The organism is Pseudomonas sp. S2_B10, assembly GCF_054668425.1.
In genome coordinates this window covers 984726-1006223 of record NZ_CP162768.1, presented here as the reverse complement: position 1 = coordinate 1006223, position 21498 = coordinate 984726, and the positions used below count along the sequence as shown (strand labels likewise).

Genomic DNA, 21498 nt, shown 5'->3' with positions numbered 1-21498 from the left:
CCCCCAACTAGAGTGAGAGTGAACTTATGAGCTTGAATCCTAGAGACGTCGTGATTGTCGACTTCGGTCGTACTCCGATGGGCCGCTCCAAGGGCGGCATGCACCGCAACACCCGCGCTGAAGACATGTCGGCGCACCTGATCAGCAAACTGCTGGAACGCAACACCAAGGTCGACCCGGCGGAAGTCGAGGACGTGATCTGGGGCTGCGTCAACCAGACCTTGGAGCAGGGCTGGAACATCGCGCGCATGGCGTCGCTGATGACCCAGATTCCGCACACTTCGGCCGGCCAGACCGTCAGCCGTCTGTGCGGTTCGTCGATGAGCGCGCTGCACACTGCTGCGCAAGCGATCATGACCGGCAACGGTGACGTGTTCGTGGTCGGCGGCGTCGAGCACATGGGCCACGTGAGCATGATGCACGGTGTCGATCCGAACCCGCACATGTCGCTGTATGCGGCGAAAGCCTCGGGCATGATGGGCCTGACCGCGGAAATGCTCGGCAAGATGCACGGCATCACCCGTGAGCAGCAGGATGCCTTTGGCGTGCGTTCCCACCAGTTGGCCCACAAGGCAACCGTGGAAGGCAAGTTCAAGGACGAAATCATCCCGATGCAGGGTTACGACGAGAACGGTTTCCTGAAACTGTACGACTACGACGAAACCATTCGTCCGGAAACCACCCTGGAAAGTCTGGCGGCGCTCAAGCCGGCATTCAATCCGAAGGGCGGCACCGTGACTGCTGGTACTTCGTCGCAGATCACTGACGGTGCTTCGTGCATGATCGTGATGTCGGCGCAGCGTGCACAGGACCTGGGTATCCAGCCTATGGCGGTTATCCGTTCGATGGCAGTGGCGGGTGTGGACCCGGCGATCATGGGCTATGGTCCAGTGCCGGCAACACAAAAAGCCCTGAAGCGCGCAGGCCTTGGCATCAACGATATCGACTTCTTCGAGCTCAACGAAGCTTTCGCCGCACAGGCTCTGCCAGTGCTGAAAGATCTGAAAGTGCTCGACAAGATGAACGAGAAGGTTAACCTGCACGGCGGCGCGATCGCCCTGGGTCACCCGTTCGGTTGCTCCGGTGCACGTATTTCCGGCACCCTGTTGAACGTGATGAAGCAGAATAGCGGCACCTTCGGGGTGGCCACTATGTGCATTGGTCTCGGCCAAGGCATCTCCACCGTCTTCGAACGCGTTTAAGCGTCTCGTCGATGGAAGCCGGGGCCCAGTGCCCCGGTTTTTGTTTTTGGGTTTTTTATTTATTTTTGAAAAGATTTCAGTGAGGGCCGAAGCATGCCGATACAACCTGGGCTCTACCAACATTACAAAGGTCCGCAATACCGTGTATTCAGTGTTGCGCGGCATTCCGAAACCGAAGAAGAAGTGGTCTTTTACCAAGCCCTGTATGGCGATTACGGCTATTGGGTGCGCCCGCTGAGCATGTTCGTCGAGTCAGTCGAGGTTGACGGCGAGCAGGTGCCGCGCTTTGCTTTGGTGCAAGCCGAACCGAGCCTTTTTGACAAGGCATGAGGCGACTGCGCAGACAACCCTGCGCTTGACCTCACCTTGTATCAACTATATATAGCGGTGCCGCGTCAGGCGCCAACCGCCTTTCACTTCTAGAATTCAGGAATTTTCTGATCCATGGGCAAATCGCTGGTCATTGTGGAATCCCCGGCTAAGGCCAAGACCATCAACAAGTATCTGGGTAACCAATACGTGGTGAAGTCGAGTATCGGCCATATCCGAGACCTGCCCACCAGCGGTTCGGCTAGCGCCAGCAAAGAGCCAGCCGCCAAGCGCGGCAAGGCTGCTGCGGGCGAAGGTCCGGTGCTCTCGCCGAAAGAGAAAGCGCGCAAGCAGCTGGTCTCGCGCATGGGCGTCGATCCCGAACACGGCTGGAAAGCCCAGTACGAGATCCTCCCGGGCAAAGAAAAGGTCATCGAAGAGCTGCGCCGGCTCGCCAAGGATGCTGACACCATCTATCTCGCAACCGACTTGGATCGCGAGGGGGAAGCCATTGCCTGGCACCTGCGCGAAGCCATCGGTGGTGACGACAGCCGTTACAAGCGCGTGGTGTTCAACGAAATCACCAAGAAGGCGATCCAGGAAGCCTTCTCCGAGCCGGGCGAGCTGGACATTGATCGTGTCAACGCCCAGCAGGCGCGTCGCTTCCTTGACCGCGTCGTCGGCTACATGGTCTCGCCGCTGCTGTGGGCCAAGATCGCCCGTGGTCTGTCCGCCGGTCGCGTGCAATCGGTTGCGGTGAAGCTGGTAGTCGAGCGTGAGCGTGAAATCCGTGCGTTCAATCCCGAAGAATACTGGGAAGTGCACGCTGATCTCGGCACCACCAAAGGCTCGACCGTGCGTTTCGAAGTGGCTCGCGAAAAAGGCGAAGCCTTCAAGCCGCTGAATGAAGCCCAGGCCATGGCTGCGCTGGAGAAGCTCAAGTCTTCCAGCTACAACATCGTCAAGCGCGAAGACAAACCGACCAGCAGCAAGCCGTCGGCGCCGTTCATCACGTCGACCTTGCAGCAGGCTGCGAGCAACCGCCTCGGTTTCGGCGTGAAGAAAACCATGATGATGGCCCAGCGTCTGTACGAAGCTGGCTACATCACTTACATGCGTACCGACTCGACCAATCTCTCGGCCGACGCCGTGGCGATGGCGCGCACATACATTGAGGACGAATTCGGCAAGAAATACCTGCCGGAAACGCCGAACGTTTACAGCAGCAAGGAAGGCGCGCAAGAGGCTCACGAAGCGATTCGTCCGTCCGACGCCAATACCACGCCGAGCAAGCTGGCGGGTATGGAGCGCGATGCCGAGCGTCTGTATGAGCTGATCTGGCGCCAGTTCCTAGCCTGCCAGATGCTGCCGGCGCAGTACCTGTCGACCACCGTCAGCGTCGGCGCTGGCGACTTCGAGCTGCGTGCCAAGGGCCGTATCCTCAAGTTCGACGGTTACACCCGGGTGATGCCGCAAATTGCCAAGCCTGGCGATGATGACGTGCTGCCGGACATGGCCCAGGGCGATGTGATGAAGCTGATCAAGCTTGACCCGTCGCAGCATTTCACCAAGCCACCGGCGCGTTATTCCGAAGCCAGTCTGGTCAAGGAGATGGAAAAACGCGGCATCGGTCGTCCTTCGACTTACGCTGCGATCATTTCGACCATTCAGGATCGCGGTTATGTGACCCTGCACAACCGTCGTTTCTACTCGGAAAAGATGGGTGACATCGTCACCGAGCGTCTGTCCGAGAGTTTCTCCAATCTCATGGACTACGGCTTCACCGCCGGCATGGAAGAGAACCTCGATGACGTGGCGCAAGGCGAGCGCGACTGGAAAAACGTGCTGGACGAGTTTTACGGCGACTTCAAGAAGAAACTCGAAGTAGCGGAAAACCCGGACAGCGGCATGCGCGCCAACCAGCCGGTCATGACTGACATTCCGTGCACCACGTGCGGTCGTCCGATGCAGATTCGTACCGCATCGACTGGCGTGTTCCTTGGCTGTTCGGGCTACAGCCTGCCGCCGAAAGAGCGCTGCAAGGCCACCGTCAACCTGGTGCCGGGCGATGAAATCGCAGCGGACGACGAGGGCGAATCGGAATCGCTGGTCCTGCGTGGCAAGCATCGCTGCCCGATCTGCAGCACGGCGATGGACGCCTACCTGCTGGACGAGAAGCGCAAGTTGCACATCTGCGGCAACAACCCGGATTGCGCCGGTTACGAAATTGAAGAGGGCAGCTATCGCATCAAGGGCTATGAAGGTCCGAGCCTGGAATGCGACAAGTGCGGCAGCGAAATGCAGCTCAAGACGGGCCGTTTCGGCAAGTTCTTCGGTTGCACCAACCCGGAGTGCAAGAACACCCGCAAGCTGCTGAAGAGCGGTGACGCGGCGCCGCCGAAGATGGATCCGGTAAAGATGCCTGAGCTGAAATGCGAAAAGGTCAACGACACCTACATCTTGCGCGACGGTGCGTCCGGTCTGTTCCTGGCCGCCAGTCAGTTCCCGAAAAACCGCGAGACCCGCGCTCCGTTGGTGATCGAGATTCTGCCGCACAAGGACGAGATTGATCCGAAGTACCACTTCCTGTGCGAGGCTCCGCAAAAGGATCCTGACGGTCTGCCAGCGGTCATCCGCTACAGCCGCAAGACCAAGGAGCAATACGTACAGACCGAAGTCGACGGCAAGCCGACAGGCTGGAAAGCGTATTACGACGGTGGCAAGTGGACTGTTGAAGACAAGCGCAGCGCAAAGGCCAAGGCTGAGTAAGCGCTAGTCTGAACAGCAAAAAGGCCGCATGAACCCTTCGGGTTTTCATGCGGCCTTTTTGTTTTGTGCTTGCGCTGGCATCGGCTGATCCATGACACTGCCGGGCCTGTGTGAAGCAATTATTTCGTTGTGGAGGCTGCCGTCATGGCCCACGAACTCTATACCCGCACCAACCAGAAGATCTATTTCGCCGGCCTGTCACTCGAAGCTCTGGCTCGTGCTGAAGAAGGGCGGGCGATGAATTCTCTGGCGCTGATCCAGGCCGGGCGTGAGTCGGCGTTGTTCCACCTCTACGGCGCACTGCTGGGCTTGTGTCATGAGATCGCCGGCTTTTATCGTCTGCCGCAGGCCAATTCGCCGAGGGCAGAGGAGTTGTTGAGGCGCGAAGTGCTGGAGTTGATCGCCATTCCGGAGTTGGCCGAAATGGTCGAGCTGGCCGGTAATCCGGAAACCTGGCTGGCGAAACTGCTGGCGGCGCACGCAGCACTGTTTCAGCCACCGAGGGCGCCACGCAAGCCGAAAGGCGACGTGACGCAGCCGCTGATCCAAGCGATTAATCTTAATGAAGAAGAGGCGCCAGAAGAGCTCAGTCGAGACGAGCTGGAGAGCTGGCGGCAGAACCTTAAAGGTCTGGCCCTGCGTTTCCGTGAAGGCTTGAACGAGTGCTGAGGTAGTTTGGCGCAGTGGCAATCTGAAACATGCTGCTGGTCAAGATCCCGAGCGAAGCTCGAATGATGTCTATATAATCGCTGCCTTTCGTGGAGAACAGACTTATATGCCAACGTCCTTTCTAGAAATTGTCGAGTTACCAGACGGCCGAATCGAACTGCGCAGGGCCGAGGACGAAGGTTCTCTGGTGACGCTGGATTTCTCCGAGGATGCCAAGGCGTTCCTGCAAGGCCAGCACGTTGAAATTGCCAAAGCGATGTTGAGCGTCGGCGTGCAGATGGCAGGTCGTATGGTTGAAGGCGAGTTTGATAAGGAAGAAGGGCCGCGGGTTCTTCATTGATCCACGCTTTGGCCTTTTCTCGGTCGCTTGCGCTTCAGATCGGCTTCTCTGTCCTTGGAGAAGCCCTGCGCTTCACACAGCGCGCATTACTCAACAATCAACCCAAACGAATGTTCAGGCTCTGAGCTTCGCCCGTGCGCGCGGCGCTGATCAGTTGTTGCCGTGAATTGGCATTCAACGGGTTTAGCCAGGTCACCACGGTGTGGCTGCGACCCAGTCGCAACGCTTCGCACGCCAGTTGCTGAGCACTCTGCGTGCCACGTGGTTGCAGCAGCAGGATGCGTTCGCGGTTCAGGCCGGCATCGCGCAGCCAGGTTTGCGTCAGGCTGGCGGGTGGGGCGATCAGCGTCAGCCAGCGCGCATCCTGATCCTCGCTCAATTCACGGAGGATCGGCGCTAGCAGGTTCAGGCAGTTCCCGGCCGCACCACGCAGTGATAGCTCACTGAAGGCGTCAGGTTTGGCATTCCAGTCACGCTCGACCACGTCTTTGAGGATCGGCGCAATCGGTTGCGCCAGAAACGCTTCAAATAAAGGCAGTTGTGTTTGCTGAGGTGTGTGTGGGAACTGCATGGAGCCTCCTTTAGCGGCGAATGACGCCGACACTCAAGCCTTCGATCACCAGTTCCTGATCTTTCAGGTCGACTTCGATAGGGGCAAACTCGGGGTTCTCGGCAATCAGCCAGACTTTGCTGCCTTCACGCTTGAAGCGTTTGACCGTCACTTCGTCGCCGATACGCGCAACCACAACCTGGCCGTTACGCGCTTCGCGGGTGGTATGCACTGCCAGCAGGTCGCCGTCGAAGATGCCGATATCCTTCATGCTCATGCCGTGCACACGCAACAGGTAGTCGGCGCGAGGATGGAAGAAGGTCGGGTTGATGTTGCAGGATTCTTCGATGTGCTGCTGGGCGAGGATCGGCGCGCCGGCAGCCACTCGGCCAATGATCGGCAGGGTGGAGTCGTCGGCCTTGGCTTCGAAGCCGGGAATACGAATGCCGCGGGAAGCGCCCGGGGTCATCTCGATCGCGCCCTTGCGGGCCAGGGCCTTGAGATGTTCTTCCGCCGCATTTGGCGATTTGAAACCCAATTCCTGAGCGATTTCCGCACGGGTGGGCGGATAGCCGTTGTCTTCGAGGCAACGTTTGATGAAGGCCAGAATCTCGGCTTGGCGTGGCGTCAGCTTTAGCATATTGATCGCTCTGTCTTTTTATACAGTGACTGGGATTATATACAGTGAAGCGGTCTTGGCAATGGGCGTTTTTTTGCCGCCCGCCGAGCGGTCGCGAAGGGCGCTTATTAATGCTGGCGCCTTGTGTGGTTAAATACCTGACCGACCATTCCCAAAACGAACCGGCAGGCTTGACAAGGCTTAGGCTGAAACGTATGTTTCAAACAAGTGTTTGTCAGGCGGAGTAGCCATGGCCCAGTCGGAAACCGTTGAACGCATTCTTGATGCTGCCGAGCAGTTGTTCGCGGAGAAAGGATTCGCTGAAACCTCATTGCGTTTGATCACCAGCAAGGCTGGCGTCAATCTGGCTGCGGTGAATTATCACTTCGGCTCGAAAAAGGCGCTGATCCAGGCCGTGTTCTCGCGCTTTCTCGGGCCGTTCTGCGTGAGCCTCGATAAAGAGCTGGAGCGCCGTCAGGCCAAGCCTGAGAACAAGCCGACCCTCGAAGAGCTGCTGGAAATCCTCGTCGAGCAAGCGCTCGTCGTGCAGCCTCGCAGCGGTAACGATCTGTCGATCTTCATGCGTTTGCTCGGCCTCGCGTTCAGCCAGAGCCAGGGCCATTTGCGACGTTATCTGGAAGACATGTATGGCAAAGTGTTCCGCCGCTACATGCTGCTGGTCAATGAAGCGGCGCCACGCATTCCACCGATCGAGCTGTTCTGGCGCGTGCACTTCATGCTTGGCGCCGCTGCGTTCAGCATGTCCGGGATCAAGGCCTTGCGCGCGATCGCCGAGACCGATTTCGGCGTCAATACTTCCATCGAACAAGTGATGCGCCTGATGGTGCCGTTCCTCGCTGCCGGCATGCGCGCCGAAACCGGCGTCACCGATACAGCCATGGCCAGCGCGCAATTGCGTCCGCGCAGCAAATCCATGCCGGTCGCCGCCAAGGTTTGACCGCGCACGGGTGGGCGCGGCAGCTGGTATCCGCTAAGCTAGCCGGCCATGCCGACTCTCGTACTGAACCCGATCTGCATGAATTCTGCTGACCGTCCGGGCATTGCCCACGGTAGCGAATGCAAGCAGATCGGGTTTTTCGTTTTCAAGGAATCTCTATGACTGCTGGCCTGCAAGGCTCGTTGATGGTGGACGTCGCCGGTACCTGGCTGACGGCCGAAGATCGCCAATTGTTGCGTCAGCCCGAAGTGGGCGGCCTGATCATTTTCGCCCGCAATATCGAGCATCCACGCCAGGTACGCGAACTGAGCGCCGCGATCCGCGCGATTCGTCCGGATCTGCTGCTGGCGGTGGATCAAGAGGGCGGGCGTGTGCAGCGCTTGCGTCAGGGTTTCGTCCGTCTGCCAGCGATGCGCGCCATCGCCGATAACCCGAATGCAGAGTATCTCGCCGAGCAATGCGGCTGGATCATGGCCACCGAAGTGTTGGCGGTCGGGCTCGACCTGAGTTTCGCCCCGGTGCTGGATCTGGACTATCAGCGCAGCGCCGTAGTGGGCACCCGTTCCTTCGAAGGCGATCCCGAGCGCGCTGCCTTGCTCGCCGGTGCATTCATTCGCGGCATGAACAGCGCCGGCATGGCCGCCACCGGCAAACATTTCCCGGGCCACGGCTGGGCGGAAGCAGACTCCCATGTAGCGATCCCGAACGACGAGCGCAGTCTCGACGAGATCCGCGCCAATGATCTGGTGCCCTTCGCCAAACTCAGCAAACAACTGGCCGCCGTCATGCCGGCCCACGTCATCTATCCGCAAGTCGACTCGCAGCCGGCCGGTTTCTCCCGACGCTGGCTGCAGGACATCCTGCGCGGCGAGTTGCAGTTCGATGGCGTGATCTTCAGCGACGATCTGTCGATGGCCGGCGCCCACGTGGTCGGCGACGCTGCCAGCCGCATCGAAGCCGCGCTGAGTGCCGGTTGCGACATGGGTCTGGTGTGCAACGACCGCGCGGCAGCCGAGCTGGCGTTGAGTGCCGCCCAGCGTATGAAGGTCAAGCCTTCCGCGCGCATCGCGAAGATGCGCGGGCAGGCCTTCGCCAGCACCGATTATCGTCAGGACCCGCGTTGGCTCACCGCCCTCGGCGCGCTCAAAGACGCTCAACTGATCGATTAAGGATTTTTTCGTTATGACCGTTTACGCAATCATCGGTGGCACTGGCCTGACTCAGCTCGAAGGCCTGATCATTCGCCAGTCGCTGGCAGTCGACACCCCGTACGGCGCGCCTTCGGCCGAGGTGCAGATTGGTGAATACGCCGGCAAGGAAGTGCTGTTCCTCGCCCGTCACGGTCACCCGCATCGTTTCCCGCCGCACAAGGTGAACTACCGCGCCAACCTCTGGGCGTTGAAGCAGGCGGGTGCCGAAGCGATCATCGCCGTTAACGCGGTGGGCGGTATTCATCCCGCCATGGGCACCGGGCATTTCTGCGTGCCGCACCAGATCGTCGACTACACCAGCGGGCGCGAACACACCTATTTCGCCGATGATCTGGAGCACGTCACCCACATCGATTTCAGCTTTCCCTACAGCGAGCCGTTGCGTCAGCAATTGATTGCCGCAGTCGCCGCCGAAGGCTGCGAATACAGCGATCAAGGCGTGTACGCCTGCACCCAGGGTCCGCGTCTGGAAACGGTCGCCGAGATCGTGCGACTGGAGCGTGACGGCTGCGACATCGTCGGCATGACCGGCATGCCGGAAGCGGCGCTGGCGCGTGAGCTGGATCTGGATTACGCCTGTCTGGCGCTGGTGGTGAATCCTGCAGCCGGCAAGACCACCGAAGTCATCACCATGGCCGAAATCGAGCAGGCCCTGCACGATGGCATGGGCAAGGTGAAATCAACGTTGGCGCGAGTGCTGGCCAGCTAAGGACTGTCCATGAGCATTTTCATCGAGCGGCTTAAAGGGCTGACATGGACCCACGCATTCAGTAGCAAGGCGTTGGCCAAGGCCCGCGCTTATGCCGCCGATGACCGGGTCGAGATCCTCGAAATCGATGACAGGAAGATAGAGGCGTTCTGCGTCGGATCGCAACTTCAGGCGTATGAGCAAAGCATTTATCTGTCCGAAGATCGGCTGGGGTCGGTAAACCTGCGTTGCCTGTGCAGCTGTCCTGTTGCAATCGACTGTAAGCACAGCGCGGCGGTGATCTATCACCTGCTGGGCACGGGTGAGGATGCGTCTGACAATGATGCACAGATCCCGTTGGGGCGAGCGCTCGAGCATTGGCTTTCAACAATTCCCGTGCCGGCCAAGCCTGCTGACGAAAGTGCGCAAACCGCAGGCACGCGTCTGTTTTACAAGCTCAAACCGACGTCTGCGAACGGCAAGTGGCTGCTCGATATTTTCAAGGTCTACCAGCTCAAGAGCGGCGAGTTACGCGAGGTCAAACCGATGTACTCGCTCGCGGAAATGCTCATGCGCCAGCCCGGCTACCTGTCCGAGCTGGATCTGCGCATCGCCCGGCTGTTGGTCGCCATGCATTCCCATCACGCCTATTACAGCGGCTATCCGCTGGAAGGCAGCAGTGGCGCCGAACTGCTGGAAATGCTCCTGCGTACCTCGCGGCTGTTCCTCGACTTCGAAGACCTGCGAGCGCTGACACCGGGGGCGAAACGCGTCGGTCAGTTCTCTTGGGCCGAGCAGGCTGACGGCGGATTCCGCGCGCAATGGAGCAGTGCCGAAGCCACGCAGGAAACCGTGCTGGCGCTGGAGCCGCTTTATTACTTTGATCGCGAGCAGCGCCAGGTTGGCCCGCTGTTCACTGAGCTGGAAGAAAAACTCGCCTGCCATTTGACCCTGGCGCCAGACATTCCGGCGCGTCAGGCCATGCAGTTCAGCCATCGCATGAGCGCGGCGACCCAAATTGCGCCACCGCACAAACTCACCGAACGGATCATCGATGACGTGCTGCCGCAGCCGCAACTGACCCTGGTCAGCGGCCGGGAACGTTCGCGCTGGGAATACGTGCTGGAGCACCGCGCCGCTCTGCTGTTTACCTACAACGGTCATCCGGCGGTGGATCGCAACCCGGAAGTGATGATCCTCAATGGCAGCGAAACCCAGCGCATTCAGCGTCAACCGGCGCTGGAAAAGAAGCTGCGCCAGAACCTGCAAAAACATGGCTTCAAGAAAGCTACGCGCAAGAGTGCAATGGATCGTCCCGGCGAGATGTTTACCTTGCCGGATGATTCCGCCTGGCTCGGGTTCATGCACGAAGGGCTGGCCACACTGCGCGCCGCAGATTGGAAAATCGAGATCAGTCCCGGTTTCCATTTCGATGTACAACCGGTTGAACAGTGGTACGCCGAGGTCGAAGAAGAGGCCACGCATCAGTGGTTTGATCTGCAGTTGGGTATCGTCGTCAACGGCGAGCGCTACAGCTTGCTGCCGATCCTTCTGCACCTGTTGCGGACCCAGCCGCGCTTGCTCGACCCGGTCAATCTGGCGCAGCGCAGCGATGATGAAAAACTCCTGATCGAGCTCAAGCCCAGCGGTTTTGGCGACCCGGCCGGCGCCAAGGTCGCGTTGCCGCTGAGTCGGGTCAAACCGCTGATGGCGACGCTGGGCGAGCTGTATCTGGGCGGACACCAGGGCGATGCACTGCGCTTGACCGCTCCAGACGCCGCACGCCTGAGTATGCTCGATGGCGTACCGCTGGACTGGCAGGGCGGCGAACGCCTGCGCACTTTTGCCAAGCGTCTGCAGAATTCCAGTCACGCCCAGGTTGCTGCGCCGGCCGGCCTCAACGCGCAACTGCGCCCGTATCAGCTCGAAGGCTTGAACTGGATGCAGACCCTGCGCGAGCTGGAGGTCGGCGGCATTCTGGGCGATGACATGGGCCTGGGCAAAACCCTGCAGACCCTGGCGCATCTGCTCACCGAAAAACACGCCGGGCGCCTGGACTGTCCGGCACTGGCGGTGATGCCGACCAGCCTGATTCCCAACTGGCTCGACGAGGCCGAGCGCTTCACGCCGCAGTTGAAAGTCCTGGCGCTGCACGGGACCGGGCGGCAGAAGGACTTTGCCAATCTCGCCGAATACGACTTGGTGCTAACCACTTACGCATTGCTGCCCAGGGATCTGGAGATCTTGCAGCCGCAGCCGTGGAGCGTGCTGATTCTCGACGAAGCGCAGAATATCAAGAACCCGCTGAGCAAAGCCGCGCAGGCCGCCCGTGACTTGCAGGCCCGTCAGCGCTTGTGTCTGAGCGGTACGCCACTGGAAAACCACCTCGGCGAGCTGTGGTCGCAGTTCCATTTCCTCATGCCCGGCTGGCTCGGCGACAGCAAATCCTTCAATCGCGATTACCGCACACCCATCGAGAAGCACGGCAATGTCCAGCGCATGCAGCACCTGACCGCGCGCATCAAGCCGTTTTTGCTGCGGCGCAAGAAGGATCAGGTCGCCACCGAGTTGCCGCCGAAAACCGAGATCATCCACTGGGTCGAACTCAGTGATGGTCAGCGCGACGTCTATGAGACGGTGCGCGTGGCGATGGACAAAAAGGTCCGCGACGAAATCGCCCGCAGCGGCGTGGCGCGCAGTCAGATCATCATCCTTGATGCGCTGCTCAAGCTGCGTCAGGTCTGCTGCGATCTGCGCCTGGTCAATATGCCGCTCACGGCAAAGGCGTTGCGCTCGGGCAGCGGCAAGCTGATCAGCCTGATGGAGATGCTCGAAGAATTGCTCGGCGAAGGGCGGCGCATTCTGCTGTTTTCCCAATTCACCTCGATGCTGGCGCTGATTGAGCAGGAGTTGCAACAGCGCGGTCTTGCCTACTCATTGCTGACCGGCGACACCACCGATCGGCGCACGCCAGTCAAGGATTTCCAGGGCGGCAAGGTGCCGTTGTTTCTGATCAGCCTCAAGGCCGGCGGTACCGGTCTGAACCTGACGGCGGCAGACACGGTGATTCACTTCGACCCGTGGTGGAACCCGGCGGTGGAGAATCAGGCGACTGATCGGGCGTATCGTATCGGCCAGAACAATCCGGTGTTCGTCTACAAGTTGATTGCCAAAGGCACCGTCGAAGAGAAGATCCAGGCGTTGCAGCAGGAGAAGGCTGCGCTGGCCGGGGCGGTGCTTGAGGGTGGCACGACGGGGGGATTCAAACTGGAACAGAGTGATATCGAGGCGTTGTTTGCGCCGTTGCCGGTTTCCAAGGGTTGAGCCCTGAGTGATTGCGCAATATTGGATGACCCCATCGCTGGCAAGCCAGCTCCCACAGATATCGAGTTGAATCACAATCTTCGGTACAGCTCATAACCCTGTGGGAGCTGGCTTGCCAGCGATAGCTATCTAACCGGCGACGACGCTTTCAACGCTTGTCGATCTTGTCCGGCAACGGCGCAAACAGCGCTTCAATATCATCGCTCTGCAATTTCCAGTCCCCGGCCTTGCGCCCATCGAGCACGCCCGCTGCCAGGTCAGACTTTTCCTTCTGCAGGTGCTGAATCTTCTCTTCCACTGTGCCCCGGGCAATCATCTTGTAGACGAACACCGGTTTCTCCTGGCCGATTCGATAGGCCCGATCCGTCGCCTGATTCTCGGTTGCCGGGTTCCACCACGGGTCGTAGTGAATCACCGTATCGGCTTCGGTCAGGTTCAAGCCGACGCCACCGGCCTTCAGGCTGATCAGGAAGATCTGCCGCGTGCCGCTCTGGAATTCCTTCACCGGTGTGCGCCGGTCACGGGTCTGGCCGGTGAGCAGGGCGTAGGCGATCTTGCGTTTTTTCAACTCCTCTTCGATCAATGTCAGCATCGAAGTGAATTGCGAGAACAGCAGAATCCGCCGGCCTTCCTCAAACAACTCCTCAAGCATTTCCATCAGGCTGTCGAGCTTGCCCGAAGTGCTGCCGCGCGGGGGCAGGGTGGCGTCGTTGACCAGGCGCAGATCGCAGCAGACCTGGCGCAGCTTGAGCAATGCTTCGAGAATGATGATCTGGCTGCGTGCCACGCCTTTGCGAGTGATCTCGTCACGGACTTTCTTGTCCATCGCCAAGCGCATGGTTTCGTACACATCACGCTGCGCTTCGTTGAGTTCGACCCAATGGATGATTTCGGTTTTCGGCGGCAGCTCAGTGGCGACCTGCTCTTTGGTGCGGCGCAGCAGAAACGGTTTTATCCGACCGTTGAGGTGCTGCAGTCTGACTTCGCTACCGCGCTTTTCGATCGGCACACGGTAATCGGCATTGAAGCTTTTCGCGTCGCCGAGCCAGCCCGGCAGCAGGAAGTGGAACAGCGACCACAGCTCGCCCAAGTGGTTTTCCAGCGGCGTGCCGCTGAGGCACAGGCGCTGGCGCGCGTTCAGCTCGCGGGCGGCCTGGGCGGCTTTGCTGTTGGGGTTCTTGATGTATTGCGCTTCGTCCAGCACCAGAACGTGCAGCGGCTGTTTGGCCAAGCGCTCAAGGTCCTTGGGCAACAGGGCGTAAGTGGTGAGGATCAGGTCGAAGTCGGCCAGATTGTCGAAGTGCTTTTTGCGCGTGGCGCCGTACAGCGCGAGGACTTTCAGCTGCGGGGTGAAGTGCGCCGCCTCGTCGAGCCAGTTCGGAATCAGGCTGGTCGGCATCACCACCATGCACGGACGATCGAGGCGTCCGGCGTTCTTCTCGCTGAGAATATGCGCCAGGGTCTGTAGGGTTTTGCCCAGGCCCATGTCGTCCGCGAGAATGCCGCCGACTTCGAGTTGTCGCAGCGATTGCATCCAGCTCAAACCTTCGAGCTGATACGGGCGCAGCGTTGCATTCAGACCTTGCGGCGCTTCGGCAGTGAAATCGCGGATGTCGCGCAGGCGCTGGGCGAAGGTGCGCATCTGCTCGCCGCCTTCCCACAACAGCGGCAGGCCTTCCAGCGAATTGAGCCGGGTGGCGTCAGCCTTGCTCAGGCGCAGGGTGGTTTCGCCCGGCTCCTGCAAATAGAACTCGCCCAGCGTCATCAATACCGGCTTCAAGCGACCGAGCGGCAGCGCCACTTGCAACGGCCCATGCTCGCTGGTGCGTTGCGGAATGTTCACCAGAATCAGCTCGTCATCGCGACGACGGGCGAGGCGTTCCGGGTTGAGGATCTCGGTGTGCGAGCGCATCAGATTCAGCAGAATCGGCAGCAGGCTCAGGCGCTCGCCGTTGACGATGATACCCAGTTCCAGATCGAACCAGTCGCGCTCCGGCGCCTGTTCGACGGTGGCGTACCAGTCGTCGACGGCGGTCAGGTCGAAACCGAATTCCTCATCGATCTGCAACTCCCAGCCCTGGCTGCGCAACTTCGGCAAGTCATTCAGCGTGAAGGTCAGCCAGGCGCTGTCGTTGACCATCTCGTAGAGTTCGCCGGCGCTTTCCGGCAGGGCTTTGCTCTGCCTTGTGGCGATGCGGAAACCGAGGATGCGTAACTGTTCGCGGTAGGACTGTTCGACGTCCGGGTGGCGTTTTATCCGCAGGGTCTGCGCTTCCTGACGGATCAGGATATCGCTGTGTTTTTGCCCGCTGACGTATTCGTCCAGATAGCTGAACGACAGTGCCGCGCGATGCTGAATGTAGCGCTGCATCTTGCCGTTGCGCGGCTCGAAGGCGCTGAATTCGACGCTCGCCAGCCATAGGCGTGGCACCGGTTGCACGTTGTCCACCAGCACTTGCGGCGGCGCTTTCGGGCTACGGTTCTCCAGCACGGCCTGGAGTTTTTCCAGCAACTCGGCATCTTTCGCGGCGGCGGGGTAGTCGAGGGTTTCCTGGATTTTCAGCAGCACCGCCGCGCAGTGTTTGCAGTTGCTGCGCACCGGGCAGGTACAGGTGGCGTCGACCAGCAACAGCGTCGCTTTAGCTGACTCGCGCAGATGGATGGTCTGTCGGTAAACGCTACCGCCAGAACCTTCGCAACTGGCGGTGATGGTCGCATCGCCGACCTGGGCGATGCGCACTCGATTCTCCAAAGCGTAGCGGCGGCCGCGCTCCAGACTCTGTTCTTTGAATCGGCTGACCCACGACGGGGCCAGCGGTTTGCTCAGGGGCGGCGGCATAAGGACTTCGATCAGTCCGGCACGACTTCAGGCGCTTCGCGAGGCGCTGGCGCGGTCAGGGAAGTGATCTTGATCAGCAGGGCCAGATGACCGTTGTCGAGGTAATTGAGCTGGCCGTTCTTGGTGTGGCTGTCCTGGCGCAGGCGCTCACTGGCGGTGACCAGGCCATTGGCGTCGATCTGATTGACCCAGAAATCGGCGGTCACGTCGGTGAAGCGGCCGAGTTTCATTTCCAGCGTGCCCTCGATGGGGAACTGGCCGAACTGTTCCTGACCTTCGCTCACTGCGACTTTCGCCGGTGCTTCGCCGAGGCTCTGCTGCCAGGCTTTGTGCATCAACACGGTGTACTCGCCGCTGGCGGTGAGTTTGTTCACTACATCATTCAGCGCTGGGGTGCGCTGGCTGTCGCTGCCCAGACGCTGGGCGCCTGCGGCCCAGTCTTCCGGGGCGGCGCGGCTGACGATGGCCGGGACGGCATTCTGGCGCACCAGGATCATTTCGACCTGATACGTGTCATCGGCAAACGCCGTCGGTGCTGCAAGTGCAAGCAACAAAGTCAGAGAGCGGAACAGGCGCATCGGGCGTCCTTCAAGCGGATTTCGGGATGAGACGCTCAAACAGCGCCTCGACAGTATTGAAACGTTCTTCCGGGCGCTCCATCGGCACCTGGAATTTAAACATCGTCGCGCCTTCGAACTTGTAGCGCTTGGGCTGCGTCTGGATCAGCTTGATCAGGGTCATCGGGTCAACCGGCGTCTGCGCTTCGAACTCGATGCGTCCGCCTTGCGGCCCGCCGTCGACTTTCTTGATGCCGAGCTTTTCCGCCTGCAATTTCAACGCGGTGATCCGCACCAGGTTCTTGGTCGGTTCCGGCAACAGGCCAAAGCGGTCGATCATCTCCACCTGCAGGTCCTTGAGGCCTTCCTCGTCGGTGGCCGAGGCGATGCGTTTATACAGAATCAGCCGCGCATGCACATCCGGCAGATAATCTTCCGGAATCAGCGCCGGCACCCGCAGATTGACTTCCGGGCCGCCACCCAGCGGTTGATCGAGGTTCGGCTGCTCGCCCTTGCGGATCGACTTCACCGCGCGCTCGAGCATTTCCATGTACAGGGTGAAACCGACGGCCTGAATCTGCCCGCTCTGACCGTCGCCGAGCAGTTCGCCGGCGCCACGGATTTCCAGGTCGTTGGTGGCCAGGACGAAACCGGCGCCGAGGTCCTGGGTATTGGCGATCGCTTCCAGACGTTTTTCCGCGTCCGAAGTGATTTGCTGGCGTGGCGGTGTCAGCAGGTAGGCGTAAGCCTGGTGGTGACTGCGGCCGACACGACCACGCAACTGGTGCAGCTGGGCCAGGCCGAACTTGTCGGCGCGCTCGATGATGATGGTGTTGGCGCTCGGCACGTCGATGCCGGTCTCGATGATGGTCGAGGCGATCAGCACGTTGAAGCGCTTGTGGTAGAAGTCGCTCATCACCTGTTCGAGTTCACGTTCGCGCATCTGCCCGTGGCCGATACCGATGCGCGCTTCCGGCACCAGTTCGGCGAGGTCGGCGGCGCATTTCTCGATGGTCTTCACATCGTTGTGCAGATAGTAAACCTGACCGCCACGCAGCAGTTCACGCAGCAGGGCCTCTTTGACCGTGCTCTTGTTCTGTTCCATGACGAAGGTGCGCACCGACAGGCGCCGCGCTGGCGGCGTGGCGATGATCGACAGATCGCGCATGCCCGACACCGCCATGTTCAGCGTGCGCGGAATCGGCGTCGCGGTCAGGGTAAGGATGTCGACTTCGCTGCGCAGGGCCTTGAGCTGTTCTTTCTGGCGTACGCCAAAGCGGTGTTCTTCGTCGATGATCACCAGCCCGAGGTTTTTGATCTTCACATCATCGGACAGCAGCTTGTGCGTGCCGATGACGATGTCGATCTTGCCTTCCGCCAGATCGGCGATCGCCGCGTTGACTTCCTTGGCCGATTTGAAGCGACTCATCACTTCCACGGTCACCGGCCAGTCAGCGAAGCGGTCGCGGAAACTGTTGTAGTGCTGCTGGGCGAGCAGGGTGGTCGGCACCAGAATCGCCACCTGACGACCGCCGTGTACGGCGATGAACGCGGCGCGCATGGCTACTTCGGTCTTGCCGAAGCCAACGTCGCCGCAGACCAGACGATCCATCGGTTTCGGCGCGAGCATGTCTTCGCGTACCGCCTCTATGGTCGCTTGCTGGTCCGGGGTTTCCTCGAACGGGAAACCGGCGCTGAAGGTGGCGTAGTCGGCCTTCGGGTCGGCGAAGGCGTAACCTTCACGGGCGGCGCGACGGGCATAAATGTCGAGCAATTCGGCGGCGACGTCACGCACCTGCTCGGCGGCTTTGCGCTTGGCTTTCTGCCAGGTTTCCGAGCCGAGGCGGTGCAGCGGCGCGAGCGAATCGTCGCTGCCGGTGTAGCGCGCGATCAGGTGCAGGTTGGCCACTGGCACGTAGAGCTTGGCGTTCTCGGCGTATTCGAGGGTGAGGAACTCGGCGGCCTGATTGTCGATTTCCAGAATCGTCAGGCCCAGGTAGCGCCCGACGCCGTGGTCGATATGCACCACCGGCGCGCCTTCGCGCAGTTCGGTGAGGTTCTTGATCACCGCATCGTTGCTGACGTCGCTGCGCTTTTCGCGGCGACGACGTTGCATGACCCGTTGGCCGAACAGCGGACTTTCCGCCACCAGAGCTAGCGCGGGGTCGTCGAGCAGCAGACCTTCGTCGAGCGGGGCAATGGTGATCGCCAGACGATCCTTGCTGGCGACGAAGTCAGGCCAGCTGTCGACGGTTTTCGGCCGCAACTTCAGACGTTCCAGCAGTTCCAGCAGGACTTCGCGACGACCCGCCGATTCAGCGGTGAACAACACGCGACCGGGGAATTCTTCGAGGAAGCCGGCCAGCGCGGCCAGCGGTTGCGTGGCCTTGGCTTCGATGGCCAGATCGGGCAGCGCATGTGCCGGGAAGCGCTCACGGCCGACGCCGCTTTCAACGTCCTGTTGACTGGCAACGACCCGTGGCCAGTTCTTCAGGCGCGCGAAGCAGTCTTCCACTGGCAGGAACAGTTCGGCCGGTGGCAATAAAGGACGCGATGGATCGACGCGGCGTTCTTCGTAACGATTGCGCACGTCGTTCCAGAAGTTTTCCGCCGCCTGCTCGATGCCCGGCAGCGAGAACACTTGTGTGTCCTGAGGCAGGTAATCGAACAGCGTCGAAGTTTCGTCGAAGAACAGCGGCAGGTAGTACTCGATGCCGGCCGGAGTGATGCCGCTGCTCAAATCCTGAAAGATCGGGCAGCGGCGGAAGTCGACGTCGAAGCGCTCACGGAAACGCGCCTTGAAGCGGGTGACTGCGTCTTTCTGCAACGGAAACTCGCGGGCCGGCAGCAGCTTGACCGACTCGACCTTGTCGATTGAACGCTGGGTTTCCGGATCGAAGGTGCGCAGGGTTTCGATTTCGTCGTCGAACAGGTCGATGCGATACGGCAGTTTGCTGCCCATCGGGAACAGGTCGATCAGCGCGCCGCGTACGGTGAACTCGCCGTGCTCGTACACCGTGTCGACATAGCGATAGCCGCTGGCTTCGAGCCGCGCGCGCATCTGTTCGACGTCGAGCTTCTGGCCGATATCCAGCACCAGGCTGCTGCCGAGCAGGAATTTGGTCGGCGCCAAGCGATGCAGGGCGGTGGTGATCGGTACCACCAGCACGCCGTGGGCCAGTTCCGGCAGGCGATACAGGCTGGCGATGCGCTGGGAGATAATGTCCTGGTGCGGCGAGAACAGGTCGTAGGGCAGGGTTTCCCAGTCGGGGAAATGCAGTACGGGCAAATCCGGGGCGAAGAAACTCAGCTCCTGTTCCAGCCGTTCGGCGCTTTGGCTGTCGGCGGTCAGCAGCAGGGTAAAGCGCTTGGCAGCGCTGGCAGCCTCGGCAATCGCCAGGCTGAGGGCGGCACCGGGCAGATTGCCCCAGTGCTGTTTACCTGCTTCGGCAGGGAGTAACGGTAGACGCAGAACAGGCACGGAAGGTTGAGCTCCAGGCGTTGCGACAAAGTCGGTAATTGTAGCGGCCTCCGGTGCCGCCTGTCAGTTGCAGACTGCGTCTATCTTCACGGTTTGGACGAAATGTAGTGGTAACCATAAAAACGAGCACTTTTTTCATGGTTATGTAGTGCCGAAACCGGGTGGTGTTACGGAGGGTTACAGACATCGTCTAACAGTCGTCGAAAAATTGACTGCGCTGAAAGCCCCGGTTTTACTGGGCTGGAGAAAGGCGTAAATTTTTTGAACGGGATTTTGTTACCGATTGCGCGACAAGCGCGCATTGCTGAAAGGGCTTGTCGGCGGCATAATGTAGCCCCTTTTTTCTGCCCCTACATGTGGAAGGTTACCGTGACTCAGAAGCCCGACCAGTGTCTTGGTGAATGGATCGACCGTGAAGCACTCGCAGAAGCGATGATTCCGCTTATCGGTCAGCTCTACCGCAATAACAACGTGGTTAGCTCGATCTATGGCCGCAGCCTGATCAACCAGTCTGTCATCGCGATTCTCAAAGCTCACCGCTTTGCTCGCCACCGTTCTTCCGACGACAGCGAACTCTCCGTCCACGAAACATTCCCACTGCTCAAGGCCATGAGCGAGCTCAAGCTCGGCGCGGCGTCGGTGGATCTGGGCAAGCTGGCGTTCAAATTCCGCAATGAAGGCAACGGCCGCAGCGCCGAGCAGTTCGTGCGTGAAGAGATGGCTGACGTGGTTGGCCAGCAGAACGCCTCGGCCCGCAAAGGCACCGACGTTGTTCTTTACGGCTTCGGTCGTATCGGCCGTCTGCTGGCGCGCATCCTGATCGAGAAAACCGGTGGTGGCGACGGCCTGCGTCTGCGCGCCATCGTCGTGCGCAAAGGCGCCGAGAACGACCTGACCAAACGCGCCAGCCTGCTGCGTCGCGATTCGGTACACGGTTCGTTCAACGGCACCATTACCATCGATGAAGAAAACAACACCATCACCGCCAACGGTAACCTGATCCAGGTGATCTACGCGAAGAACCCGACCGAGGTGGATTACACCCAGTACGGCATCAAAGACGCGCTGCTGGTGGACAACACCGGTGTCTGGCGTGACGCCGATGGCCTGGGTCAGCACCTGGCCTGCCCGGGTATCGACCGCGTTGTTCTGACCGCGCCTGGCAAGGGCAAGCTGAAGAACATCGTTCACGGCATCAACCACGGTGAAATCACCGCTGACGACAAGATCGTCTCGGCTGCTTCCTGCACCACCAACGCCATCGTGCCGGTGCTCAAAGCGGTCAACGACAAGTTCGGCATCATCAACGGTCACGTCGAAACCGTTCACTCGTACACCAACGACCAGAACCTGATCGACAACTTCCACAAGGGCGATCGCCGTGGCCGCAGCGCCGCGCTGAACATGGTGATCACCGAGACCGGCGCCGCCACCGCTGCTGCCAAGGCTCTGCCTGAGCTGGCCGGCAAGCTGACCGGTAACGCGATTCGTGTTCCGACGCCAAACGTGTCGATGGCCATTCTCAACCTCAACCTTGAGAAAGCCGCCACCCGCGAAGAGATGAACGAGTACCTGCGCTACATGGCTCTGCACTCCGAGCTGCACAAGCAGATCGACTTCGTCAATTCGCAGGAAGTGGTGTCGACTGACTTCGTTGGCTCGCGTCACGCCGGTGTAGTCGACGCTGAAGCGACCATCGTGCAGGACAACCGCGTCGTTCTGTACGTCTGGTACGACAACGAGTTCGGTTACAGCTGCCAGGTGGTACGCGTGATGGAAGACATGGCTGATGTGAATCCGCCAGCGTTCCCGCGCTAAGCTTCAGGCTTGAATGAAAACGCCCCGACATTTTGTCGGGGCGTTTTTGTTTGTGGGCCTGTTGGATCTTCGGCGTCCTTGCCGGCCTCTTCGCGAGCAGGCTCGCTCCCACACTGGATCAGTGTCGTTCACAATCTTCTGTGGGAGCGAGCCTGCTCGCGAAA

Annotated in this window: 15 protein-coding genes; 10 read left to right on the top strand and 5 right to left on the bottom strand. The window is 60.2% G+C overall.

The annotated features are described in order from the left end of the window. Positions 1–26 precede the first annotated feature (26 nt). The 5 genes from fadA to AB4O45_RS04345 all read left to right on the top strand — a co-directional run bounded on the left by fadA (position 27) and on the right by AB4O45_RS04345 (position 5289). Complete coding sequence (gene fadA, locus AB4O45_RS04365) at positions 27–1202, top strand: acetyl-CoA C-acyltransferase FadA (protein ID WP_095182362.1); 1176 nt, start codon at positions 27–29, stop codon at positions 1200–1202. 93 nt (positions 1203–1295) lie between these two features. Further along, entirely contained in the window at positions 1296–1532 is a 237-nt protein-coding gene (locus AB4O45_RS04360) for a DUF1653 domain-containing protein (protein ID WP_133340511.1), read from the top strand. 114 nt (positions 1533–1646) lie between these two features. Next, positions 1647–4280, top strand: coding sequence for a type I DNA topoisomerase (gene topA / locus AB4O45_RS04355; protein WP_056791529.1), 2634 nt, complete (start codon positions 1647–1649; stop codon positions 4278–4280). A 144-nt stretch (positions 4281–4424) separates the two neighbouring features. Continuing rightward, entirely contained in the window at positions 4425–4949 is a 525-nt protein-coding gene (locus AB4O45_RS04350; protein ID WP_460161114.1) for a DUF6586 family protein, read from the top strand. Between the two features lie 106 nt (positions 4950–5055). After that, positions 5056–5289 (top strand): hypothetical protein, encoded by a 234-nt coding sequence (locus tag AB4O45_RS04345; RefSeq protein WP_003226592.1) that lies wholly within the window; start codon positions 5056–5058, stop codon positions 5287–5289. Positions 5290–5386: 97 nt separating this feature from the next. On the opposite strand, the gene sulA is transcribed toward AB4O45_RS04345, so the two are convergent. Next, on the bottom strand, positions 5387–5860 hold the full coding sequence (gene sulA, locus AB4O45_RS04340; RefSeq protein ID WP_041477346.1) for an SOS-induced cell division inhibitor SulA: 474 nt from the start codon (positions 5858–5860) through the stop codon (positions 5387–5389). A 10-nt stretch (positions 5861–5870) separates the two neighbouring features. After that, positions 5871–6479 (bottom strand): transcriptional repressor LexA, encoded by a 609-nt coding sequence (gene lexA / locus AB4O45_RS04335; RefSeq protein WP_016775490.1) that lies wholly within the window; start codon positions 6477–6479, stop codon positions 5871–5873. Positions 6480–6708: 229 nt separating this feature from the next. On the opposite strand from lexA, the gene AB4O45_RS04330 reads away from it, so the two are divergent. The 4 genes from AB4O45_RS04330 (at position 6709) to AB4O45_RS04315 (ending at position 12639) form a co-directional block, all read left to right on the top strand. After that, positions 6709–7416, top strand: a complete 708-nt coding sequence (locus tag AB4O45_RS04330) for a TetR/AcrR family transcriptional regulator (RefSeq protein WP_016775489.1) — start codon at positions 6709–6711, stop codon at positions 7414–7416. Positions 7417–7574: 158 nt separating this feature from the next. Further along, positions 7575–8585, top strand: coding sequence for a beta-N-acetylhexosaminidase (gene nagZ / locus AB4O45_RS04325; RefSeq protein WP_252878614.1), 1011 nt, complete (start codon positions 7575–7577; stop codon positions 8583–8585). Between the two features lie 13 nt (positions 8586–8598). Further along, the gene (locus AB4O45_RS04320; protein WP_056791517.1) at positions 8599–9336 is read left to right on the top strand and encodes an S-methyl-5'-thioinosine phosphorylase; all 738 of its coding nucleotides are present in this window, start codon (positions 8599–8601) and stop codon (positions 9334–9336) included. 9 nt (positions 9337–9345) lie between these two features. After that, positions 9346–12639 carry a DEAD/DEAH box helicase gene (locus AB4O45_RS04315; RefSeq protein ID WP_460094985.1) on the top strand — a complete coding sequence of 1098 codons (3294 nt, stop codon included), beginning with the start codon at positions 9346–9348 and terminating at the stop codon, positions 12637–12639. A 148-nt stretch (positions 12640–12787) separates the two neighbouring features. Here the strand turns inward: AB4O45_RS04315 and AB4O45_RS04310 are convergent, their stop codons facing one another. From AB4O45_RS04310 to mfd, 3 genes are read right to left on the bottom strand one after another with little or no spacing between them, the layout of a single operon-like run. Continuing rightward, the gene (locus tag AB4O45_RS04310; RefSeq protein WP_460161113.1) at positions 12788–15478 is read right to left on the bottom strand and encodes an SNF2-related protein; all 2691 of its coding nucleotides are present in this window, start codon (positions 15476–15478) and stop codon (positions 12788–12790) included. 11 nt (positions 15479–15489) lie between these two features. Continuing rightward, entirely contained in the window at positions 15490–16056 is a 567-nt protein-coding gene (locus tag AB4O45_RS04305) for a CsiV family protein (protein WP_056791507.1), read from the bottom strand. A 10-nt stretch (positions 16057–16066) separates the two neighbouring features. Further along, entirely contained in the window at positions 16067–19516 is a 3450-nt protein-coding gene (gene mfd / locus AB4O45_RS04300) for a transcription-repair coupling factor (RefSeq protein WP_024013632.1), read from the bottom strand. A 354-nt stretch (positions 19517–19870) separates the two neighbouring features. Between mfd and AB4O45_RS04295 the strand changes: the two genes are divergently transcribed. Continuing rightward, positions 19871–21334: a glyceraldehyde-3-phosphate dehydrogenase gene (locus AB4O45_RS04295; protein WP_016775482.1), complete on the top strand. Its 1464-nt coding sequence runs from the start codon at positions 19871–19873 to the stop codon at positions 21332–21334. Positions 21335–21498: the final 164 nt, after the last annotated feature.